This window comes from Paraburkholderia sp. 22099 (assembly GCF_052045835.1).
Classification (GTDB): domain Bacteria; phylum Pseudomonadota; class Gammaproteobacteria; order Burkholderiales; family Burkholderiaceae; genus Paraburkholderia; species Paraburkholderia terricola.
The window spans coordinates 96,600-114,573 of sequence record NZ_JBQEPU010000004.1 but is presented as its reverse complement, the minus strand read 5'-3'; the positions used below and the strand labels follow the sequence as shown (position 1 = coordinate 114,573).

Annotated in this window: 19 protein-coding genes; 9 read left to right on the top strand and 10 right to left on the bottom strand. The window is 64.4% G+C overall.

Going from position 1 to position 17,974, the window contains the following annotated elements; translation table 11 throughout:
* Window positions 1-56 precede the first annotated feature (56 nt).
* Window positions 57-524 carry an Lrp/AsnC family transcriptional regulator gene (locus tag ACTJLC_RS05815; RefSeq protein ID WP_073429260.1) on the bottom strand — a complete coding sequence of 156 codons (468 nt, stop codon included), beginning with the start codon at window positions 522-524 and terminating at the stop codon, window positions 57-59.
* Window positions 525-676: 152 nt separating this feature from the next.
* On the opposite strand from ACTJLC_RS05815, the gene ACTJLC_RS05810 reads away from it, so the two are divergent.
* Window positions 677-1,354: a LysE family translocator gene (locus ACTJLC_RS05810; RefSeq protein ID WP_073429259.1), complete on the top strand. Its 678-nt coding sequence runs from the start codon at window positions 677-679 to the stop codon at window positions 1,352-1,354.
* Window positions 1,355-1,467: 113 nt separating this feature from the next.
* Here ACTJLC_RS05810 and ACTJLC_RS05805 read toward each other — a convergent pair whose 3' ends face one another.
* Window positions 1,468-1,641, bottom strand: a complete 174-nt coding sequence (locus ACTJLC_RS05805) for a DUF1289 domain-containing protein (protein ID WP_073429258.1) — start codon at window positions 1,639-1,641, stop codon at window positions 1,468-1,470.
* A gap of 144 nt (window positions 1,642-1,785) precedes the next feature.
* Here ACTJLC_RS05805 and ACTJLC_RS05800 point away from each other — a divergent pair, with 144 nt between their 5' ends.
* Entirely contained in the window at window positions 1,786-2,106 is a 321-nt protein-coding gene (locus ACTJLC_RS05800) for a YnfA family protein (protein ID WP_073429257.1), read from the top strand.
* 70 nt (window positions 2,107-2,176) lie between these two features.
* Here the strand turns inward: ACTJLC_RS05800 and ACTJLC_RS05795 are convergent, their stop codons facing one another.
* Entirely contained in the window at window positions 2,177-2,686 is a 510-nt protein-coding gene (locus ACTJLC_RS05795) for a DUF1993 domain-containing protein (RefSeq protein WP_073429295.1), read from the bottom strand.
* 302 nt (window positions 2,687-2,988) lie between these two features.
* On the opposite strand from ACTJLC_RS05795, the gene ACTJLC_RS05790 reads away from it, so the two are divergent.
* From ACTJLC_RS05790 to ACTJLC_RS05765, 6 genes are all read left to right on the top strand, one after another.
* Entirely contained in the window at window positions 2,989-4,548 is a 1,560-nt protein-coding gene (locus tag ACTJLC_RS05790; protein ID WP_083081000.1) for a S53 family peptidase, read from the top strand.
* Window positions 4,549-4,594: 46 nt separating this feature from the next.
* Complete coding sequence (locus ACTJLC_RS05785) at window positions 4,595-6,250, top strand: S10 family peptidase (protein ID WP_073429255.1); 1,656 nt, start codon at window positions 4,595-4,597, stop codon at window positions 6,248-6,250.
* A gap of 151 nt (window positions 6,251-6,401) precedes the next feature.
* Window positions 6,402-7,061: a hypothetical protein gene (locus tag ACTJLC_RS05780; protein ID WP_073429254.1), complete on the top strand. Its 660-nt coding sequence runs from the start codon at window positions 6,402-6,404 to the stop codon at window positions 7,059-7,061.
* 145 nt (window positions 7,062-7,206) lie between these two features.
* Window positions 7,207-7,569: a hypothetical protein gene (locus tag ACTJLC_RS05775; protein ID WP_073429253.1), complete on the top strand. Its 363-nt coding sequence runs from the start codon at window positions 7,207-7,209 to the stop codon at window positions 7,567-7,569.
* 435 nt (window positions 7,570-8,004) lie between these two features.
* On the top strand, window positions 8,005-8,271 hold the full coding sequence (locus tag ACTJLC_RS05770; protein WP_073429252.1) for a hypothetical protein: 267 nt from the start codon (window positions 8,005-8,007) through the stop codon (window positions 8,269-8,271).
* Window positions 8,272-8,682: 411 nt separating this feature from the next.
* Window positions 8,683-9,804 (top strand): L,D-transpeptidase, encoded by a 1,122-nt coding sequence (locus ACTJLC_RS05765; RefSeq protein ID WP_440843323.1) that lies wholly within the window; start codon window positions 8,683-8,685, stop codon window positions 9,802-9,804.
* Window positions 9,805-10,241: 437 nt separating this feature from the next.
* Here the strand turns inward: ACTJLC_RS05765 and ACTJLC_RS05760 are convergent, their stop codons facing one another.
* The 4 genes from ACTJLC_RS05760 to ACTJLC_RS05745 form a co-directional block, all read right to left on the bottom strand.
* Window positions 10,242-11,114: a DMT family transporter gene (locus ACTJLC_RS05760; RefSeq protein WP_073429251.1), complete on the bottom strand. Its 873-nt coding sequence runs from the start codon at window positions 11,112-11,114 to the stop codon at window positions 10,242-10,244.
* A 325-nt stretch (window positions 11,115-11,439) separates the two neighbouring features.
* Complete coding sequence (locus ACTJLC_RS05755) at window positions 11,440-13,002, bottom strand: ABC1 kinase family protein (protein WP_073429250.1); 1,563 nt, start codon at window positions 13,000-13,002, stop codon at window positions 11,440-11,442.
* Between the two features lie 158 nt (window positions 13,003-13,160).
* Window positions 13,161-13,922, bottom strand: a complete 762-nt coding sequence (locus tag ACTJLC_RS05750) for an SDR family oxidoreductase (RefSeq protein ID WP_083080993.1) — start codon at window positions 13,920-13,922, stop codon at window positions 13,161-13,163.
* Between the two features lie 138 nt (window positions 13,923-14,060).
* A complete protein-coding gene (locus ACTJLC_RS05745) occupies window positions 14,061-15,275 on the bottom strand; it encodes an MFS transporter (RefSeq protein WP_073429248.1) in 1,215 nt (404 codons plus the stop codon).
* 137 nt (window positions 15,276-15,412) lie between these two features.
* Between ACTJLC_RS05745 and ACTJLC_RS05740 the strand changes: the two genes are divergently transcribed.
* Complete coding sequence (locus tag ACTJLC_RS05740) at window positions 15,413-16,414, top strand: LysR substrate-binding domain-containing protein (protein ID WP_073429247.1); 1,002 nt, start codon at window positions 15,413-15,415, stop codon at window positions 16,412-16,414.
* A 413-nt stretch (window positions 16,415-16,827) separates the two neighbouring features.
* Here ACTJLC_RS05740 and ACTJLC_RS05735 read toward each other — a convergent pair whose 3' ends face one another.
* Genes ACTJLC_RS05735 through ACTJLC_RS05725 form a run of 3 tightly spaced genes read right to left on the bottom strand, consistent with a single transcriptional unit; the run spans window position 16,828 to window position 17,769 of the window.
* Window positions 16,828-17,226 (bottom strand): PIN domain-containing protein, encoded by a 399-nt coding sequence (locus tag ACTJLC_RS05735; protein ID WP_073429245.1) that lies wholly within the window; start codon window positions 17,224-17,226, stop codon window positions 16,828-16,830.
* Window positions 17,223-17,468: an AbrB/MazE/SpoVT family DNA-binding domain-containing protein gene (locus ACTJLC_RS05730; protein ID WP_073429293.1), complete on the bottom strand. Its 246-nt coding sequence runs from the start codon at window positions 17,466-17,468 to the stop codon at window positions 17,223-17,225. The genes ACTJLC_RS05735 and ACTJLC_RS05730 overlap by 4 nt, the downstream gene beginning before the upstream one ends.
* Before the next feature lie 25 nt (window positions 17,469-17,493).
* On the bottom strand, window positions 17,494-17,769 hold the full coding sequence (locus tag ACTJLC_RS05725) for a hypothetical protein (RefSeq protein ID WP_143326517.1): 276 nt from the start codon (window positions 17,767-17,769) through the stop codon (window positions 17,494-17,496).
* Window positions 17,770-17,974 lie beyond the last annotated feature (205 nt).

Genomic DNA, 17,974 nt, shown 5'->3' with positions numbered 1-17,974 from the left:
GTACTCGTCCACTCGGCTCGCGCCGAATCAAATGCGTGACTATGCCACGTCGACGTTCAGGCGACCGGCAAGCCGCCGTTGGCCTTCACTTCGCGCAGCGAGAGTGCCGATTCCACCGAGGTCACGCCCGGCAGGCTGCGCATCTCGTCGCGCATGAACGTGCCGTAGTCGTCGAGGTCGCGCGCCACCACTTGCAGGATGTAGTCGGCGCTGCCCGACACGTTGTGGCACGACAGGATTCGCGCAATCGCCTGCACCTCGCGCTCGAAGCGCGTCGCCACCGCGCGGTCGTGCACGGCAAAGCGCACATAGACGAACGCCACCACGCCGAAACCGAGAGCGGAGCGCGACAGCATCGCGCGGTAGTGGTCGATATAGCCGTCATTTTCGAGGCGTTTGAGACGACGCGCGCAGGGCGTTTCGCTGAGGCCGACCATCTCGGCCAGCCGCGCGTTCGACATGCGGCCGTCTTTCTGCAGCGCGGCGAGGATCGCGCGGTCTGTTTTATCGAGGTCGGTTGTCATGGCTCGGGAGTCTCGGCGGGTTGGCGGAAAACATGGAGAGAAGGCGGAATGTTAGCGTATTCCTCCAAATCGTAACCATGAAGACCGGAAATTCGCCAGCAAACCCTCCACTGACGATAGCAACATAGAGCCATTGAAAACCGGAGGCTTCCTTGATTTCCGCACACTTGCTGGCCGTCTATATCGCTGCGCTGTTCGTCGTCTATGCCGTGCCCGGACCCGACATGGCGCTGATTCTGCAAACCAGTATCGGACGCGGCATGCGCCACGGTTTCGCGGCAGCCGCCGGCCTCGGCGTGGCGCGTGCGACCCACGTCACGCTCTCGGCATGCGGGGCGGCGGCGCTGTTGCGCGGCGCGCCCTGGCTCTACGACATCGTGCGTTATGGCGGCGCGGTGTATCTCGCGTGGGTCGGCATTCAGATTTTCCGTTCGCCGGTGTTCGCGTTGCCCGGCGGACATGACGCGCGCGGCGCGGCGGACGGCACCGAGGGCATCGGTGCCGGAAACAAGGCGGGAGCCGGCTCGCGTCCGTTGCGGACCGCTTTCGTCAAAGGCTTGCTCACCAATCTGCTGAACCCGAAAGCGCTGCTGTTCTGCTCGGTGCTATTGCCGCAGTTCGTGCGCCCGGAGGCGGGTCCGGTGGCGTTGCAGATGGTCGAACTGGGTGTGGTGCTGCTCGCCATCGGCGTATGTTTCGACGCGATGTACGCGATCGGCGCCGCGCGGATCGCCGGCTGGATGCGGGCTCATCCGCTTGCGCAAACCTTGCAGCGCTGGACGTTCTCGGCAGCGCTGATCGGCTTTGCATTGCGGCTCTCGCTCGATTGACGCGATGGGGCGAGCCGCCGCGCTGGTTGGCAGTCCGGTGGCGATCCCGCACCTCCGCGTTTAGCTCCGCTTCGCAACGCGTCTAGCGATGGATAGCCAGCCGCGCAAGCGGCCTACTTGCCCAGTTTGCGCTCGCGATGCGAGCGGTCCTCGACGATTCTCCGGCGCTGCTTGTCTTTCATCTTCTTCCAGCTCTTGCATTCGTCGCGCGTGCGCAAACAGCCGATGCAAAAGCCGGTTTTGCTGTCGAATTTGCAGATGTCGATGCAGGGTGACGCGATGCTCATGACGGATAGGGATAGAGACCAGCAACGGCGACTGTCGCACGCGCGTTGCCCGTGCGCCACGCGATTGTGTTAATAGAACCGATAGCGCGCCGCGTACAACCAGGCGGCGACACAACCGACACAACCCCTTGCTTCCCTCTGTCGATGAAAACTTTTGTGCTTTATGTCGTGACCGCTCTTGCCGAGATCGTGGGTTGCTACCTGCCGTGGCGCTGGCTGAAGCAGGGCGGCTCGATCTGGCTGCTGGTGCCCGGCGCGCTCAGCCTCGCGCTGTTCGCCTGGCTGCTGACACTGCACGGCACCGCCGCGGGCCGCGTGTATGCGGCTTACGGCGGTGTGTATGTGGCGGTGGCGATCGCTTGGCTATGGTGCGTCGACAAACTGCGCCCCACGCCGTGGGACGCGGCGGGCGTTGCCTTCACGCTGGCCGGCATGGCGATCATTGCCTTCCAGCCGCGTGTTTGAAGCTTTGGGCGACGCGCCGCGCGTCGTCTTTCGTGCAACGCTCACGCAATCGAAGCGTTGCAGCGCTCGTTTACCTGATGCCGCCCAGGTAGTCGAGCTTGCCGAGTTCGACGCCGTTGTGACGCAGAATGTCGTACGCCGTCGTGACGTGAAAATAAAAGTTGGGCAGCACGAAACCGAGCAGATACGACAGGCCTGTGAACTCGATCGGGCCGGTGCGCATTTTCAGCGTGATGACGCGCTCTTCCGAGCCGTCGATCTGCTCCGCGCTGAACTCCTTCAGATAATCGATCGTCTTTTGCAGGCGCGCGTGCAGTTCGTCGAAGGTCTGTTCGACGTCTTCGAATTTCGGCGCTTCGACGCCGGCCAGACGCGCGGCGCATCCCTTCGCGGTGTCGCTCGCGATATAGATCTGGCGCACCAGCGGCAGCATGTCCGGCGCGAGCCGCGCGTTCGTGAACACCGACGGCTCGATCTGCTTCGCGGCGGCATGCGCCTGCGCCTTGCCGAGGATGGCTTGCAGATTGGTCAGGCCGCGAATCAGTACGGGCAGTGATGCTTGATACATCGAAATTGGCATGGGGTTCCTCTGATTCTTTGATCGTGCGCGCACGGCGCGCCAGGCAATGTAGCGGCTGGATTGCCGCTGCAGCATCATAGCGCGTGCCGTGCATGACGCGCTTGAGACAGTGCGGCGTTAGCCATTCGGACAACTGCCGCGCGCGCCGGAACTGTGGTCGAATGCATGGGTCGGACGATTTGGCGAAGTCCTTGAAAACAGCAACCTGTCGCGCTCGTAAGGCGATGAGGTTGTGCAGATGCGCGCCGTGCCCTCGCTTCAGCTTGCGGCCTGCGCCGTCGCGCTAACAGGAGAGTCGACACATGGTCACAAAGCATCCGCTGCCGGGAAGCGAGCGAACGGTGGAACAAGGTTCGAAAGTGGTCGGTCAATGCGATCCGGCGGAACGGATCGAGGTTTTCGTCATGCTGCGCCGTCAACGGCAGGCGCAGTTCGATGCGCTGATGAGCAGAATCCAGGCGGGCGACCCGAACGTGAAACCGCTGTCGCGCGACGAACTGGCAAAAGATTACGGCGCCGCGCCCGACGACATCGCCAAGGTCAAGGCCTTCGCCGCGGCGCACGGCTTGACGGTGGTGCGCGAGGACCCGGCGGCGCGTTCGGTCTTGCTGAGCGGCACGATCGCGCAGTTTCAGGGCGCGTTCGGAGTCAAGCTCGAGCATTACCAGCATCGCACGGCCGGCGAGTTCCGCGGCCGCACCGGCCCGGTCAACGTGCCGGACGATCTGCACGGCGTCGTGGAAGCGGTGCTCGGGCTCGACAACCGGCCCCAGGCGCGGCCGCACTTTCGCATCCGGCCGCCGTTCAGGCCGGCGAAGGCGCATCAGGTTTCCTTCACCCCTCCGCAACTCGCGGCGCTCTACCAGTTCCCGCAGGGCGACGGCAGCGGGCAATGCGTCGGCATCCTCGAACTCGGCGGCGGATACACCCGCAGCGATCTCGATGCGTACTTCGCGAGCCTGGGTGTGGCATCGCCCACGGTGAAGCCGGTCAGCGTCGACCAGGCCCGCAATGAGCCGACCGGCGACCCGAACGGCCCGGACGGCGAGGTTACGCTCGACATCGAAGTGGTCGGCGCCATCGCGCCCGGCGCGACGATCGCGGTGTATTTCACGCCGAACAGCGACGCCGGTTTCATCGACGCATTAAGCCGCGCGGTGCACGACACGGCCAACAAGCCCTCGGTGATTTCGATCAGCTGGGGCGCGCCGGAATCGAGCTGGACCAGCCAGTCGCTGCAGGCGTTCAATAGCGTGCTGGAGACGGCGGCGGCGCTCGGCGTGACGGTTTGCGCGGCGTCGGGCGATAGCGGTTCGAGCGATGGCGTGAGCGGCGGCGATCAGGTGGACTTTCCCGCGTCGAGTCCCTACGTGCTGGCGTGCGGCGGCACGAGTCTGACCGCATCGGGCACGTCGATTTCGCGCGAGGTGGTGTGGAACGACGGCGCGCAGGGTGGCGCGGGCGGTGGCGGGGTGAGCCGGGCCTTTCCCGTGCCGGCATGGCAAAAGGGCTTGTCCGCCGCTTTGTCGAGCGGCGGCAAGACGGCCCTCGGCGGGCGCGGCGTGCCCGACGTGGCCGGCGACGCATCGCCCATCACCGGCTACACGGTGTTGATCGGCGGCGAGCAGACCGTGATCGGCGGCACCAGCGCGGTCGCGCCGCTGTGGGCGGCGCTGATCGCGCGCATCAATGCGGCGAAGGGCGAGCCGGCCGGTTTCATCAACCCGAAGCTGTACAAGGCGCCGCACGTGTGCAACGACATCACGCAAGGCAACAACGGCAGTTTCGCGGCGTCCGAGGGGTGGGATGCCTGCACCGGACTCGGCAGCCCCAATGGTCAGAAGGTGGCGGGCGCACTATAGTCAGCAGCACACGAGACACCAGCGTGAACGAACCCTTGGAGCGATCATGACGAATACCGAGCCGGCTTCCGTTAGTCCGCAGTCGTCGCACGATTCTCTTGGCCTGAGCACGCCGGCGGCCGCCGGCGTGTCGCGTAAAAGCGGCGACCAGCCATTCTTCGATCCGATCGCTTATGGCAACGGGCCGGACGACGCCGTCACCGAAACCGCCGAGACCGCGGCTGTCACGCACCATTTGGTCACCATCGGCGGCAACACGATCAAGTACACGGCAACGGCGGGGCACCTGGTGATCGTCGACCCGAGCAGTTCGCAGCCCGTCGCCAGAATGTTCCACGTTGCGTTCACGCAGGACAACCAGAAGGAAGAAACCCGCCCGGTGACTTTCTTCTATAACGGCGGGCCGGGTTCGTCCTCGGTGTTCGTGCTGCTCGGATCGTTCGCGCCGCGCCGCATCAGGACGTCGATGCCGGGCTTCACGCCGCCCGCGCCGTACTCGATGGAGGACAATCCCGACAGCCTGCTCGACAAGAGCGACCTCGTGTTCATCAACCCCGTCGGCACCGGTTATTCGGCCGCGATCGCGCCGAAGAAGAACCGCGACTTCTGGGGTGTCGACCAGGACGCCGACTCGATCAAGCAGTTCATCAAGCGTTTTCTCACCAAACACAACCGCTGGAATTCGCCGAAGTATCTGTTCGGCGAGTCTTACGGCACGGCGCGCAGTTGCGTGCTGGCTTACCGGCTGCACGAAGACGGCGTCGACCTGAACGGCATCACGCTGCAATCGTCGATTCTCGATTACACGCAATCCGGCAATCCTGTCGGCACGCTGCCCACGGCCGCCGCGGACGCGTGCTATCACAAGAAGCTCGGCATCGCGCCACGGCCGACCGATCTCGGCGCGTTCGCCGAAGAGGTTGCGCAATTCGCGCGCACCGATTATCTGGCGGCCTTGCGCAAATTTCCGACCACCGATTCGGCGATCGTCGAAAAGCTGAGCGAATACACCGGCATCGACAAAACCACCTTGCTGGCCTGGAGCCTCGACATCACGTCGTACGACAGCCGCGGCAATTCTCTTTTCCTCACCACGCTGCTGAAATCGCAAGGCCTCGCGCTCGGCGCATACGACGGCCGCGTGACCGCGATCGACACCGGCATTGCCGGCAAGGTCGACCCGAATTCCGGCGGCAACGATCCGACCATGACGGCGGTCAGCGGCGTCTATACGACCATGTGGAACGTGTATCTGAACGAGCAGTTGAAATACACGTCGAATTCGTCGTTCACCGACCTGAACGATCAGGCCTTCCAGTACTGGGACTTCGGTCACATCGATCCCACCGGCGAACAGAAGGGCGTCGACGCGAAGGGCAACGTCGTTCTTTACACCGCCGGCGACCTCGCCGCCGTGATGGCGCTCAACCCCGATCTGAAGGTGTTGTCGGCGAACGGCTTCTACGACTACGTCACGCCGTTCTATCAGACCGTGCTCGATTTACAGCAAATGCCGCTTCTCAGCCAGCAGGTCCGGCAGAATCTGTCGGCGCGGTTTTATCCGTCGGGGCACATGATCTATCTCGACGGCGGCTCTCGCACCGCGCTCAAGGCCGACCTCGCAAACATGTACGAGGCGACGGTGTCCGACACGCAGGCGCTCGGACGGATTCGCGCGTTGCAGGCGCGTGTGGCGAAGTAGCGCCTGGCCGGGGGCGCGGCGGCGTCGGCGGCATGCGGCGGCGTGCCGCGCGCCTCGCCGCAGGCGCGGCCTTTTCCACGCCTGCCTATTGAATGTGTTTTAATTGCCCCGCGAATTGAACTATTGCGCGCCGCTGCCGGCGCGTGCACGAATGAACCCAGGCATTGCAGACATACGTCGCGGCAACCGGTTCCGCGACTCGATCAATAGGACGAACACAAACGGGGCGATTGCGCGCACCCTCGCGCGCCGGCGTGAAGCCGCCCATTCCGTTCGCAAGACGCGCGTCGCGCTCCTGCTTGGCTTGACCACGGTGCTCGCCTTGCACGTGGGCGCGGCCCGCGCGCAGGACGCCGGCATGCTCGACGAGCGGGTCAGGCAGGAATCAGTAGGCGAGACGATCTGCCGGCCCGGCTATGCGCACACGGTCGCGCCACCGTTCGAAGCAATGCTGGCGCACAAGGACCGCATGCTCGCCGCGCGAGGTATCGATGCGGACGACGGCGCCGATTTCGCACTCGACAGACGCGTGCCCATTGTCCTCGGCGGCTCGCCGGACGCGCCCGCCAATCTCGATCTCCTGCCGTGGGCGGGCCGTGAGGGTGAGCGCCGCAAGGCGCGCGCGGCGGTGATGCTCAAGCGCTGCGTCTGCGAAGGCAAACTGAGCCTCGCGGAAGCGCAAGCCGCGATCGTCGGTAAATGGTCGGTGGTTTATTCGGGCTTCAGCCAAACCTCTTGCGACGTGAGCCGGCTCGATGTCGCCACCGGCGGCGACACCGGGCGGGACGCCGCGCGCGACCGCTCGCCATGAAGCCGGGCGCTTTCATCCGCATCGTCGTGGGTGTTCGTTCGCGCGTGTTTTCCGGCGCCGTTCGCTTCCCATGCCCGCATCTCACGCAACCGATGGCTCGCGTGCTTCGCGCTCCGCTGCCACAACTTATTCCCGGAGAATCATCATGACCCATTCACGCTTTGCCGCCGTGGCGTTTGCATTCGGTTGCCTGTTCGCCGGCACTGCCGCGCTTGCCGCGGAGCCCGCCCGTTGCGGCAACGCCGACGCGCTGCAAATTCGCGGCGATGTGCCCGCGGCAATCAGCTTCGACGTGTATCGGCAACTGCGTGCGCAACTGCTGCCGCTGAACGCGCAGCGCGTCGCGCTGTTCCAGGCCGCGGGCGAAGTGAAGCGTCTGCCCGACGGCCTCGCGGTGTGCGAAATCGCCGACGACGGCGTCGACGATCCGTCCGCGGTGCTGGTTCGCTTGCCGCAGGGCAAGAACGCCTGGTGGGTGAGCGCGGCCAACGTGCAAGCGGTGGACTGACCTCGACGGTCAGCGGCCTCTCGCGCATGTCCCGCCGGACGCCGCAGTGATGCGCGCCGCGGATCGGTGTGGCGTCGAGCGTCGCATCCGATGCGTTTGCCGCGCCTCGACCGCTAAATGAACAGCTGTTTTGCTATTTTCGACGCGGCTTATTCAGGTACAGTGCATTGACGGGATTGTCAGGTCCGTTTCAGACACTGCGTCGCATCGCTTTTGCGGTCGCTTGTGGCTATCCTGAGAAAACAGGACGAATTTCGCAGGGGAGATTTCCATGATTGCCTTCTACTTGTCATTGGCCGCTTTGGGCGCCGCTGGTGCTGCAATGATCCGCGAACTTGCCGCCGCTCAGGCGAAACAGCGCGCCGCGTTGCGCCCAGTGCGCGTGCAAACCGCGGATCGCGGCACGGGCCGCGGCGCACGCCGAGGGTAAACTGCATGAACCTGATCGTGCGCAACATTGCCGAATCGTGCAGCGAGCAGGAAGTGCGGGAATTCCTCAAGCACGAGTTGGGGCATTACGCGAAACACATCGAGGTGGTCGACGCCGGCAAGCCCGGCGCGTACGCCACGGTGGAGCTGGACGCGCAAGTGCCTTATGTCGGCGAGGTGATCGCGCGGCAGATTCACGGCAAGCAGTTGGGCGGCGTGGCGCTCGAAGCAAGCGCGGATCTGTTCACCGACGAGCCGCCGGCCGCTCAATGAGTCGTTCACGCGGTTGCGCGTTCGGTTGCTCATCGAGCGGCTGAAAGCGAATCTCCCGAATGCGGTTCATGGCAAGACGCCGGCTCGATCAGCGTGTCCGCGCACACATTCTTTCCTCGCATTTCCGATCCTCTGTCACTTCCCGCTTGCCTGCGTCGGCCAGTCGAACGGCGTGTATGGCAACGCCCGCTCATGCCGCGTGTCGTCGCGGAAGTGCAGGCGCCGCGTGAGCCGGCGAGCCGTCGATCCGGTGGACGACTGGGCGGTCAATAATAATCAGCTTTTCTCAACTGCGCGATGAACTACCCGCATCGGCCTGGCCAGCCTCTACTCGGCCGCATGACTTTCGTATCGGTGGCTCGTCGGCGTGAAGTGTGGTGTATGGCGCCTTTGTGGTCTGTGTTGCATGCGATGCGCGCGGGTCGTTTGCTTCGTTGCCTGGCGCGTGCGTCGGTCGCCGGTTTGTGCGCCGCGTGCGCGCTATCGTGCGGCGTCGCGATCGCGGCATCGGCATCCGCATCGGCATCGGCATCGGCTTCGGCATCGGCATCGGCATCGGCTTCGGCATCGGCATCGGCTTCGGCATCGGCTTCGGCATCGGCATCGGCTTCGGCGTCCGTTTCGGCATCGGCGTCCGCTCCGGTATCCGCATCGACGCCCGCGCCACGATCCAAGCCCGCATCGAAACCGCTCCCGGCGAGCCGGCCCGCGCCTCTCTTCGACGCGTCGGCGGTCACGGCGCCCGATGCCGGCGGCGTGATCGATCCGCGTCGCGCGTTTGCCTTGCGGGACGCGTTCGCGCAACAGGTGACGCGCCGGCTCAAAGTGCCGGCCGTCGAGCAACGCGCCTACGCCGACCGTCTGCAAGCGGCGCTCGATGGGCAGACATTGGGCGGCCTGTCGGGCGAGTATGTCGTGCTGGTCGATCGCAATGCCAACGTGCAGGCGTTGTTCATCTATTTCCGCGCGACGCCGTCCGACACCTGGCAGATGATCGGTGCGTCGCCGGTTTCGACTGGACGGCCCGGCGAGTACGACCACTTCATCACGCCGCTCGGCGTGTTCGAACATACGCCCGCCAACATGGATTTCCGTTCCGAAGGCACGCAGAACGACAACCATATTCGCGGCTACGGCCAGCGCGACATGCGGATCTTCGACTTCGGCTGGGCGCAGGGCCAGCGCGGCTGGGGCAAGGGCGGCATCTCGGAGATGCGGCTGCAGATGCACGCCACCGATCCTGACTGGCTCGAACCGGTGCTCGGCATTCGCCACTCGAAGGGTTGCGTGCGGATTCCCGCGTCGCTCAATACGTTTCTCGACCACTACGGCATTCTCGACGCCGAATATGCGGCGTTGGCCGAATCCGGTAAATCGCAGTGGGTGCTGAAAAGCAATCGGCAGATGACGCCGTGGGCAGGGCGGTACATCGTCGTGGTGGATTCGCAGCGCGAGAGCCGTCCCGCGTGGGCGCCGGCGCCAGGCGGCAAGGCACTCGCCAAGGTGCCGGCCGGGGCGAGTTCGGCGGATTGATATTCGTGGGCGGCTGGAACCGGGCCAGGCGCTGAACGATTGTTGGCCCGTGCCCGGCGAGGGCGCGGCCAGCGCTTCGCTCGAACTTCGGTCGGCGCTTCGCTCGACTTCGGCCAGCGCTTCGCTCGAACTTCGGTCGGCGCTTCGCTCGACTTCGGCCAGCGCTTCGCTCGAACTTCGGCCAGCGCTGCGTCTGAACTTCCGTCAGCGCGTCAGCGTGGCAAGAGGCTGCGGGCATTCTCTCGATAGGGCGAGTGCCGTTGGCGCTCCACTCGAATTTTCACGATCGCTTCGCTTTGCGGCTAGCGCTTTGCTTTAGCCCGCGTCGACGCGACTGGCGGCAACCCGCACTCATGCTCGCATTGGCGCGACGAGCGCTCCGTCCGATCTCTCACGAGCGCCCCGGCCCCGGCCGCGGCCAGCACTCAGCCGCCCCCTCACGACCGCGCCAGCAACACACCCAGCAACGCCACCGCGAAACCCGCGATCTGCACCGGCAGCAGCGTTTCGCCGAAGCCGGCATAACCTTCGAGCGCGGCAAGCGGCGGGGCGAGAAACAGCAGCGCGGTGGCGCGTGCCGCGTCGCCACGCCTCACCATCCACACCAGCAAAGTGACGCTGACGCCCGAGAGCATCACGATCCCCCAGGCGAGCGAGGTCCACAACACGGGCGACGCGATCCACCGATGCTCGCCGAGTGTCAGCGCGAGCACGACCGCGACGAGCGCCGCGCCGAAATTCTGCACCGCGCTCGCGCTGCGAATGTCCGCCCTGGCAAGCGAAGTCTTCTGAAACAAGGTGCCCGCCGTGATCGCGCCGACCGCGCCGATCGAGATGAGCACCACCAGCCACGGCGGCGCGTCGCCATGAGGCGAGGGCGGCGCGGCCGATGCGAGCTTCGGTTCGAGAACCAGCGCCACCCCGGCAAGGCCGAGCGCCATGCCGGCCCAGCCACGCCGCGAAAGCCGCTCGCCGAACAGCGGCGCCGCGACGGCGGCGGTCGCGAGCGGCTGCAGCGCGCCGAGCAAGGCCATCACGCCGGCGCTCAAACCCTGCGCGACGGCCCAGTAGCCGGCGCCGAGGTAGACGCCTTGCAGGAGCGCGCCCGCCACCAGGTGCTTGCCGAAATCGCGGCCGGTCGGCCAGGCGGCGCGCGCTACCACGGCGGCAAGCGCGAAGATCAGCGCGGTGCCGCCGAAGCGCGCCAGCAGAAAGAGATTGGGATCGGCGTAGGGCGTGATCGCCCGCGCGACCACGAAACCGGTCGACCACAATACGACGAAGACGGCGGCGATCAGGGAAGCGAGCATCGGAAAGCTTGATGTGAAAAACCGCCATCTTCGCGGGATGCGTGACGCGTGTCTTGTTCGAAGCTGCAATCGGTTGTTCGTCTCGACGGCGGGTGAGCTTTTGCAGCACCGGCAGCCGCTACGGGACCGGTTGCGTTCGATACGCTCGCGGCGATTGCGGCGGCTAGGGTTCTTGCGACACCAGGAGCACGGCGAGCACTAGGAGCACCGAGAGCACCGACAGCACCGACAGCACGAAGAACACGAAGAACACGAAGAACACGAAGAACACGAAGAGCCCCAACCGCCCCAGCCCCTCACATTCATCCCATCTACATCGACCTCATCACCACCACGCCAGCAGCGCCGTGCCCGCGCCGAGCACGGCGCCGCACAACACACACGCCCACAACAGCAGCCGCGTGCGACGGTACTCCCGCCCGATATCCGCCATCAATTGAGCGTTCTGCCGTGGCGTGCGGGCGCGGTCGTGTTCATGCTGCAAATAGCGCACCGCCAGTTGCGGCACGCGCGGCAGCATATGCGCGAGGTGCGGCAACTCGCGCGAGATGCGCTTGATCCAGCCGCGATGATCGACGTCGCGCCGCGCAATGTCCGCGAGTACGCCGCGTGCGATGTTCCAGCTATCGACGCCCGGATGCAGCGCGCGCGCCAACGTCTCCGCCTGCTGAAAGGAGCGCTGCGCGGTGGCGAGACGCGTGGGCACGACGCCGTCGAACGGCTGTACGACGTGCAGCAGATGCTGAAACAGCGAACCCGCCGAGCGGTCTGCCGGCGCGGCGGCGAAATGCGCTTCGGCGCGCGTGCGCAACTCGGCCTCGAGCAGGTCCGCGCGCGTGTCGTGGGGAACGTGCCCGGCGTCGCGATGCAGTTCGGCCAGCCGGCCATAGTCCTGGTCGAACAGGGCGGTCGCGCCATGCACGAAGAACTCGCGCTCACCGGTCGATAGACTCGACATGATCGAAAACTCCGCGAGCACGAGACGCCCGAGCGTGTCCGGTTCGATGCTCACACGCACCCGGCGCGCATCGAGCGTCGCGTGAAAGAAGCCGTGCTCGAACGCCTGCTCCGTCACCACCTCGACGATATGCGCGGCCAGCGGCGCGAGCTTGACGTGATGCGCGCGCAGGGCGGTCAGGTCGCTGGCCGGCAAGCTGCTGATGCGCTGCATCGTCAGCGTGTGGCTCGTGCACAGATCCCAGATGACGCTCGGCACGACGATGCGCGCGTCGCCGTCGAAATGATGGCCGGTCTGACTCAGATTGGCGGCTTCGGCGCGCAGATCGAAGCGGCGCAGGATGTCGTCGGTGAACGTCTGCGCCAGCGCGCGCAATTGCAGGCGGCGCGCGCTGCCTGACATCTTCTCCAGCCAGCGCGCGACCCAGCGCAACAGCGCGAGTTCGTCGACGATCTGTTGCAGTTGATCGGCGCGCACCAGCTTGATCGCCACTTCGCGATGGCCGTTGATCGGCGCGAGGAGCCGCGCGAAGTGAGTCTGTTCGGCGAAGCCGCCGCGCACCGGCACCAGATCCACGGCGCTGAACAGCGTGGCGAGCGGACGGCCGAATGCGCGCGTCAAAGCCTGTTCCGATTCAGGCGGTGGCAGCGGCGCTTCGAGGTGATCGATTGCGTCGATGGCGTCGTGCAAGGTGCTCGTTGCGAGTTCGGGCCGTTCGGCCAGCGTCCGCGCGAAGCGGCTCGCGAGCGGTCCGAGAGCCGGCAGCACGTCGTGCAGGCGTTCGACGCGGCGCCCGGAGGCCTGCATGCGGACGATCAACTGGATCAGCCAGTGCAGTTTGTGCTCGGACGGCGCGGCCAGCCAGAGCAGGCGCGCGCCGTAACGCAACGCGTGCAACAGCAGCAATAGACGGCGAAACAGTGGCGGCATCGGTAGTTCGGTTGACAGGACCACGGGGCGTCGACGGCGATCGGTTCGCGGCCAGGGCAATCAGGTTAGCAGGTTCAGCCACAGCGATTTATCCGGGCCCGTCTTTATTTGCGTCATGCGGTTCGCCGAGGGAAGCGCCCGGCGCCGCACCCTGTTGCTCACTTGCCGCCAGTGACATCGAGGAACGTGCCGGTGATGAAGGAAGCCTCGGCGCTTGCCAGCCATAGGATCGCCCGCGCGACCTCTTCGGGTTGACCGCCTCTTCCCATGGGGATCGAGTCCTTGACGCGCTCCACCCGTCCCGGCTCGCCGCCGCTGGCATGCATGTCAGTGTAGATGTGCCCAGGGCGAATGCAGTTGACGCGTATCCCATCCCGCGCGACTTCTTTTGCAAAACCGGTGGTGAAGGTTTCGACGGCACCCTTCGACGCAGCGTAGTCGACGTATTCGTTCGGGCTACCGAGCCGGGCCGATGCCGATGAGATGTTGATGACGGAGCCGCCCCGCCCATTGTGACGATACGACATGCGCTTTGCCGCCTGCTGCGCACAGAGAATGGGGCCGATCGAGTTGACCGCGAAGATACGCTGCATCCGCTCGAATTCGAGATCCTCTAGCCGGGACTGCCGCGCAATGATCGCGGCGTTGTTCACCAGCACATCGATCCGGCCGAACGTTCGGTCGATCGCGGCGAAAAGCTGAGCGACCTGTTCTGGGTCCGCGCTGTCCGCGCGCATGGGTAAAGCCCGTCGCCCGAGCGCTTCCACATCGGCCGCCACCGCAAGGGCGGCAGACTCGTTGGAGACGAAGCTTATCGCCACATCGTAACCGTGTGCGGCGGCAAGCCGCGCGGTCGCCGCGCCCACGCCACGGCCTCCCCCGGTTATCAGAATCAACGGGGCTTGCGAAACAGTATTCATCCGGCGAACCTCCACGTGATGGTGAAATGATGATTCAGGCTGCACTGACGCTTGCGCGATGCTTTCACTCGTGTGGCGACCTCTATCGAAATGCGTGCTGACTGGGCTAAATGACCGACGAGCGCGTCCCGAACGAGATCACGTCTTGCGCAGATGCGGACGAAGCGCAAGCGCCAGTGGGAAGACGGCCAGCGCCGTGGCCGCGGTCGCAAGCGTGGCGCCGAGTACGCCGATGCGGTCGCCCAGAAGACCGTAGGCAACCGGAGCGAGTGCCCCCGAAGCGATGGTGCCGGTATAAAAGAGCGCGAACGCTCGCTCGGTACGCTCGACCGACGTCAGCTCGGGCACCGTTCCGTAAAGCACCGACGATGTGCCGTTGAGCATCACGCCAAGCAGCGGCAACACGATCAGAGCGGGCGCCAGTGGCAGGCAAGTCACGGCAAGGATCAACGCCGCCGTACCGCCTTCGGTTGCGAGCACGGTTCCGATGACGCCCACGCGCGCGCCGAGCCAGCCGCACACGAACTTGCCGGCGGCGCCACCGATGAAGACGAGCGCGAGCGCCGTGCCCATCATCGGTTGCGAGATGCCTTTCGTTTTCAGGAGAAAGGGCAGGAAGGTCAATAGCCCCATGCGCACGGCGGTGTCGAGCACGCCGATCGTGAACAGCAGTGAGAAGCCCGCTCGCGAACCGTTGTTGTTGTGGCTCGACGCTTCCTCGATGGAAGACTCGTCCCGAGGAACCGATGGGAGAAAAAGTGCAATCACTGCCGCGACTAAAACGCCAACGGTCGACATGGCCCAAAGCGCATGGCGCCACGGCATGATGGTAATCAGAAGCGAGATAGCCGCCGGAAGCGCGGATTTTCCGAGGTCGCCTGAAAAATTGTAGACGCTGAGCGGCCGTCGAGCGTTGCGTCCATACACGCGCGAGACGGCTCCCGAAGCCAGCGGATGCTGTGTGCTCGAACCGCTTCCCGAGATGGCGAGCGCGACGCATAAGCCCAGCAGGGTGCCGGACATGCCTGCGACGGCATAGCCCAACGCGGCCAGCAACGTGCCGAACGCAAGCGTCGCGCGGGTGCCCAATGTGCGAGCCAGGCGTCCGGCGGGCAATTGCAGCGTTGCCATCGTGCCCGCATAGATGGCGCGCAACATCGCCAGGGCACCGTAATTGAGTCCAAAGTCCGCCTGCCAGACAGGCAGCAAGGCGTAGATCATGTCGGTGTACCCGTCGTGCAGCGCGTGCGCCATGCACGAGAGCCATAACACGCGCGTGCGTGACACGGAGGTCGATTGATCGGGTCCGTCGGCGACACGCGTCGTTGGAGTGGAGAAAGAGAAAAGTCTCACGGTTCAACCGAAATTCGGAAGCGCGAGTCTCGGCGACAACTCGAGCGTTTTGTTACAGGGCACCCCATAGTCTAGGTTCGCCTAGAACGTGCCACAACTGACGTAAAATTGAGTCAGACGGGAGAAAAAGTCACCTTATGGACACAGACAAACGCACAAGGAAAGACGTGGACAAGTTGCCCCCGTTGAATGCGTTGCGGCACTTCGAGGCGGTCGCCCGCCTCGGGAGTTTCGCGGCTGCGGCGAGCGATCTGCACGTCACGCACTGGGCGGTCGGCAAACAGATTCGATTGCTGGAAGACTGGTTCGGCGTTCCGCTCTTCGAGCGTCGCTCGCGTGGCGTCGTGCCTACGGACGAGGGCGCTGCTCTGCTCAATGATGTCGAAGGTGCATTTGCGCGCCTGGGCAGCTCGGTCACCCGGCTGCGTCACAAATCCATTACGCGTCGTATAACGGGGGTCGTGCGCGTGAATGCGCTGGCGAGCTTCGCTTTGTGCTGGCTCATACCGCGCCTGGCGGATTTTCAGGCCCGCTACCCGGACATCGATGTGCGGCTCTCTACAACCTCACGCAAGTTGCGCTACGTCGGTGATGCATTCGACGTCGGCGTGCGCTCGGGACCCGAGGACGCGGCGGGCCTCGTGTCAACGACGCTGATGCCCGACTTGCGTCTGCCCGCCTGTAGCCCGGCGATGCTGCTAAGCCATCCGATCAGGACGGTCGCCGATTTGCGACATCACACGCTCCTTCATTCCACCAGCACTCGCACGGCCTGGTCCGACTGGTTGCGGGAGGCCGGCGCACCGGGCCTGCGCGGCGCCCGCCATCTCGACTTCGATCATGTTTTTCTTCAACTGGGCGCCGCCGCCGAAGGCCTCGGCGTGACGTTGGCGTCGCTGCCGCTCATCGAGCGCGAGATCGCAACAGGGCGTCTAGTGTGTCCGATATCAGAGCCGGCCTGGCGCGGACCCGATTACACGTTGGTCGTGAACACCGATCGCGCGGACGATGCCGCAGTCATCGCATTCAGAAAGTGGATCATGGCGGCCGCGGCGCAGAATCCGGTGGAGCCGGCTCGAAGCGAACCTGCACAAAAAGTACGTCGAACTACAGCGCGCACGAAACGAGCGCGGCGCTAGTTGTGACGGGCCGTGTGGTGGTGTCCGCCACCATGAAAGAACTGCTCGGCGATCAGCGCATTTGCGATGCGTATCGGGGCGGGCGCTCGCGGCGGAAACGGCGTCTTGAGCGTGATCCGGCGCTGGCTTGATAGCGTCCCGTGCGCGATGCGGCGGAACGCTGTATGCGCGGCCTTGGCATCCAATCGCATGGTCGGCGCAGGCCTTCGATGAATGAGAGAGAAAGGAATTGACGTTGTTCTGCGAGCATTGACGGCTTTTCCTTACTCATGATGTATGAGTCGCCGGGTGCAGACAGGTCCAACGAATCGCGCTCAACAGTCGTCTTTGAGCCGACAACGAAGCTCACGACGACGCGCGTAAGTCAAGAAGCTCCATCGTCACGTTTTCCCGTTTATCAGTTCGCGCCGTGATTACTTGATCAACTGCATCCCCGCGACCTTCGAGGCCGCCACGTCGAAAGTAGCCGTGTATTCGCATCCGGCTACATACCCCGAGCGCTCGATCAGGCAGTCCGCGAAGTCCGACTTTGCAGATGCGGCGAAAACGCGAAGTGCCTTTCGCACCGTGTCAGCGCCTTCAACGACCAGTTCCTTGGTGCCGATCATCGAGTCAATGATGTCCTTCATCTGCTCGCGCTCGACGCCGTAGCAACGTCCGAGCACCCACACGACTTCGACCAGCGCGACCTGCGAAACGTACCCCGGCCTCTCGGCCGATAGGGACTCCATCAGCGCCGTCGCCTTCTTCGAGTGCACGGCGTCGTCCTGGGCGAAGTAGCGGACCAGCACGTTCGTATCCAGTCCAATCATCGCGCGGATGCTCCCTGTTCCGCGATGGCCCGGTTCATGTCTTCGACCGACACCGGTTTAGCAGGCTTCTTCACGATGCCCTTGAGCGACGCAAGCGAGCGCGTGGCCGGATAGACCTCGTACCGGCCGGTCGCCTCGTTGAAGCTGAATTCGATCCGGTCTCCCGACTGCAGGCCAAGCTGATTGCGGACGTCCACGGGGATCGTAACCTGGCCCTTCGAAGTGAGAGTTGCTGTTGTCATGGTGACACCTCCAATAATCCTTACTTTAAGGTAAGGAGTCAGGGAAAGCAAGAACGAAATAACGGCACACCACGTTTTGTGAGCCTGAAGCATCGCGGCCCGAAATTCCAGGTGCGATTACCCGATCGCCAAACCACGCGAACTGAAAATTGAATATGCCCAGCCAACCCATCGCCAAGACGCTATGACCCTTCCACCAGAGCAGCTTATGCGCGCTATCGAGTTCGGCAAAAGCTGGAAGCAATATCGAGGCGATATACAAAAAAATTCCGATCGACCCTGAACGGACGGTCTTCGGCAAACGTCGAATGTCCCTTGATTCGCCCGCAGCGGACCATCAACTGAAGTCACTTCATAGCTTTGACCGCTGACTCGATTGCCCCGACAGGCAGCCGCGAGGAACGTGGCCGGTGATGCCACGTTTTCATCCATGTGCATTGATAACGGTGGAACATCAATACTTGGAAAAAATGCACTTTTCGCGTGGCCCCGTTTGCGTAACGCCT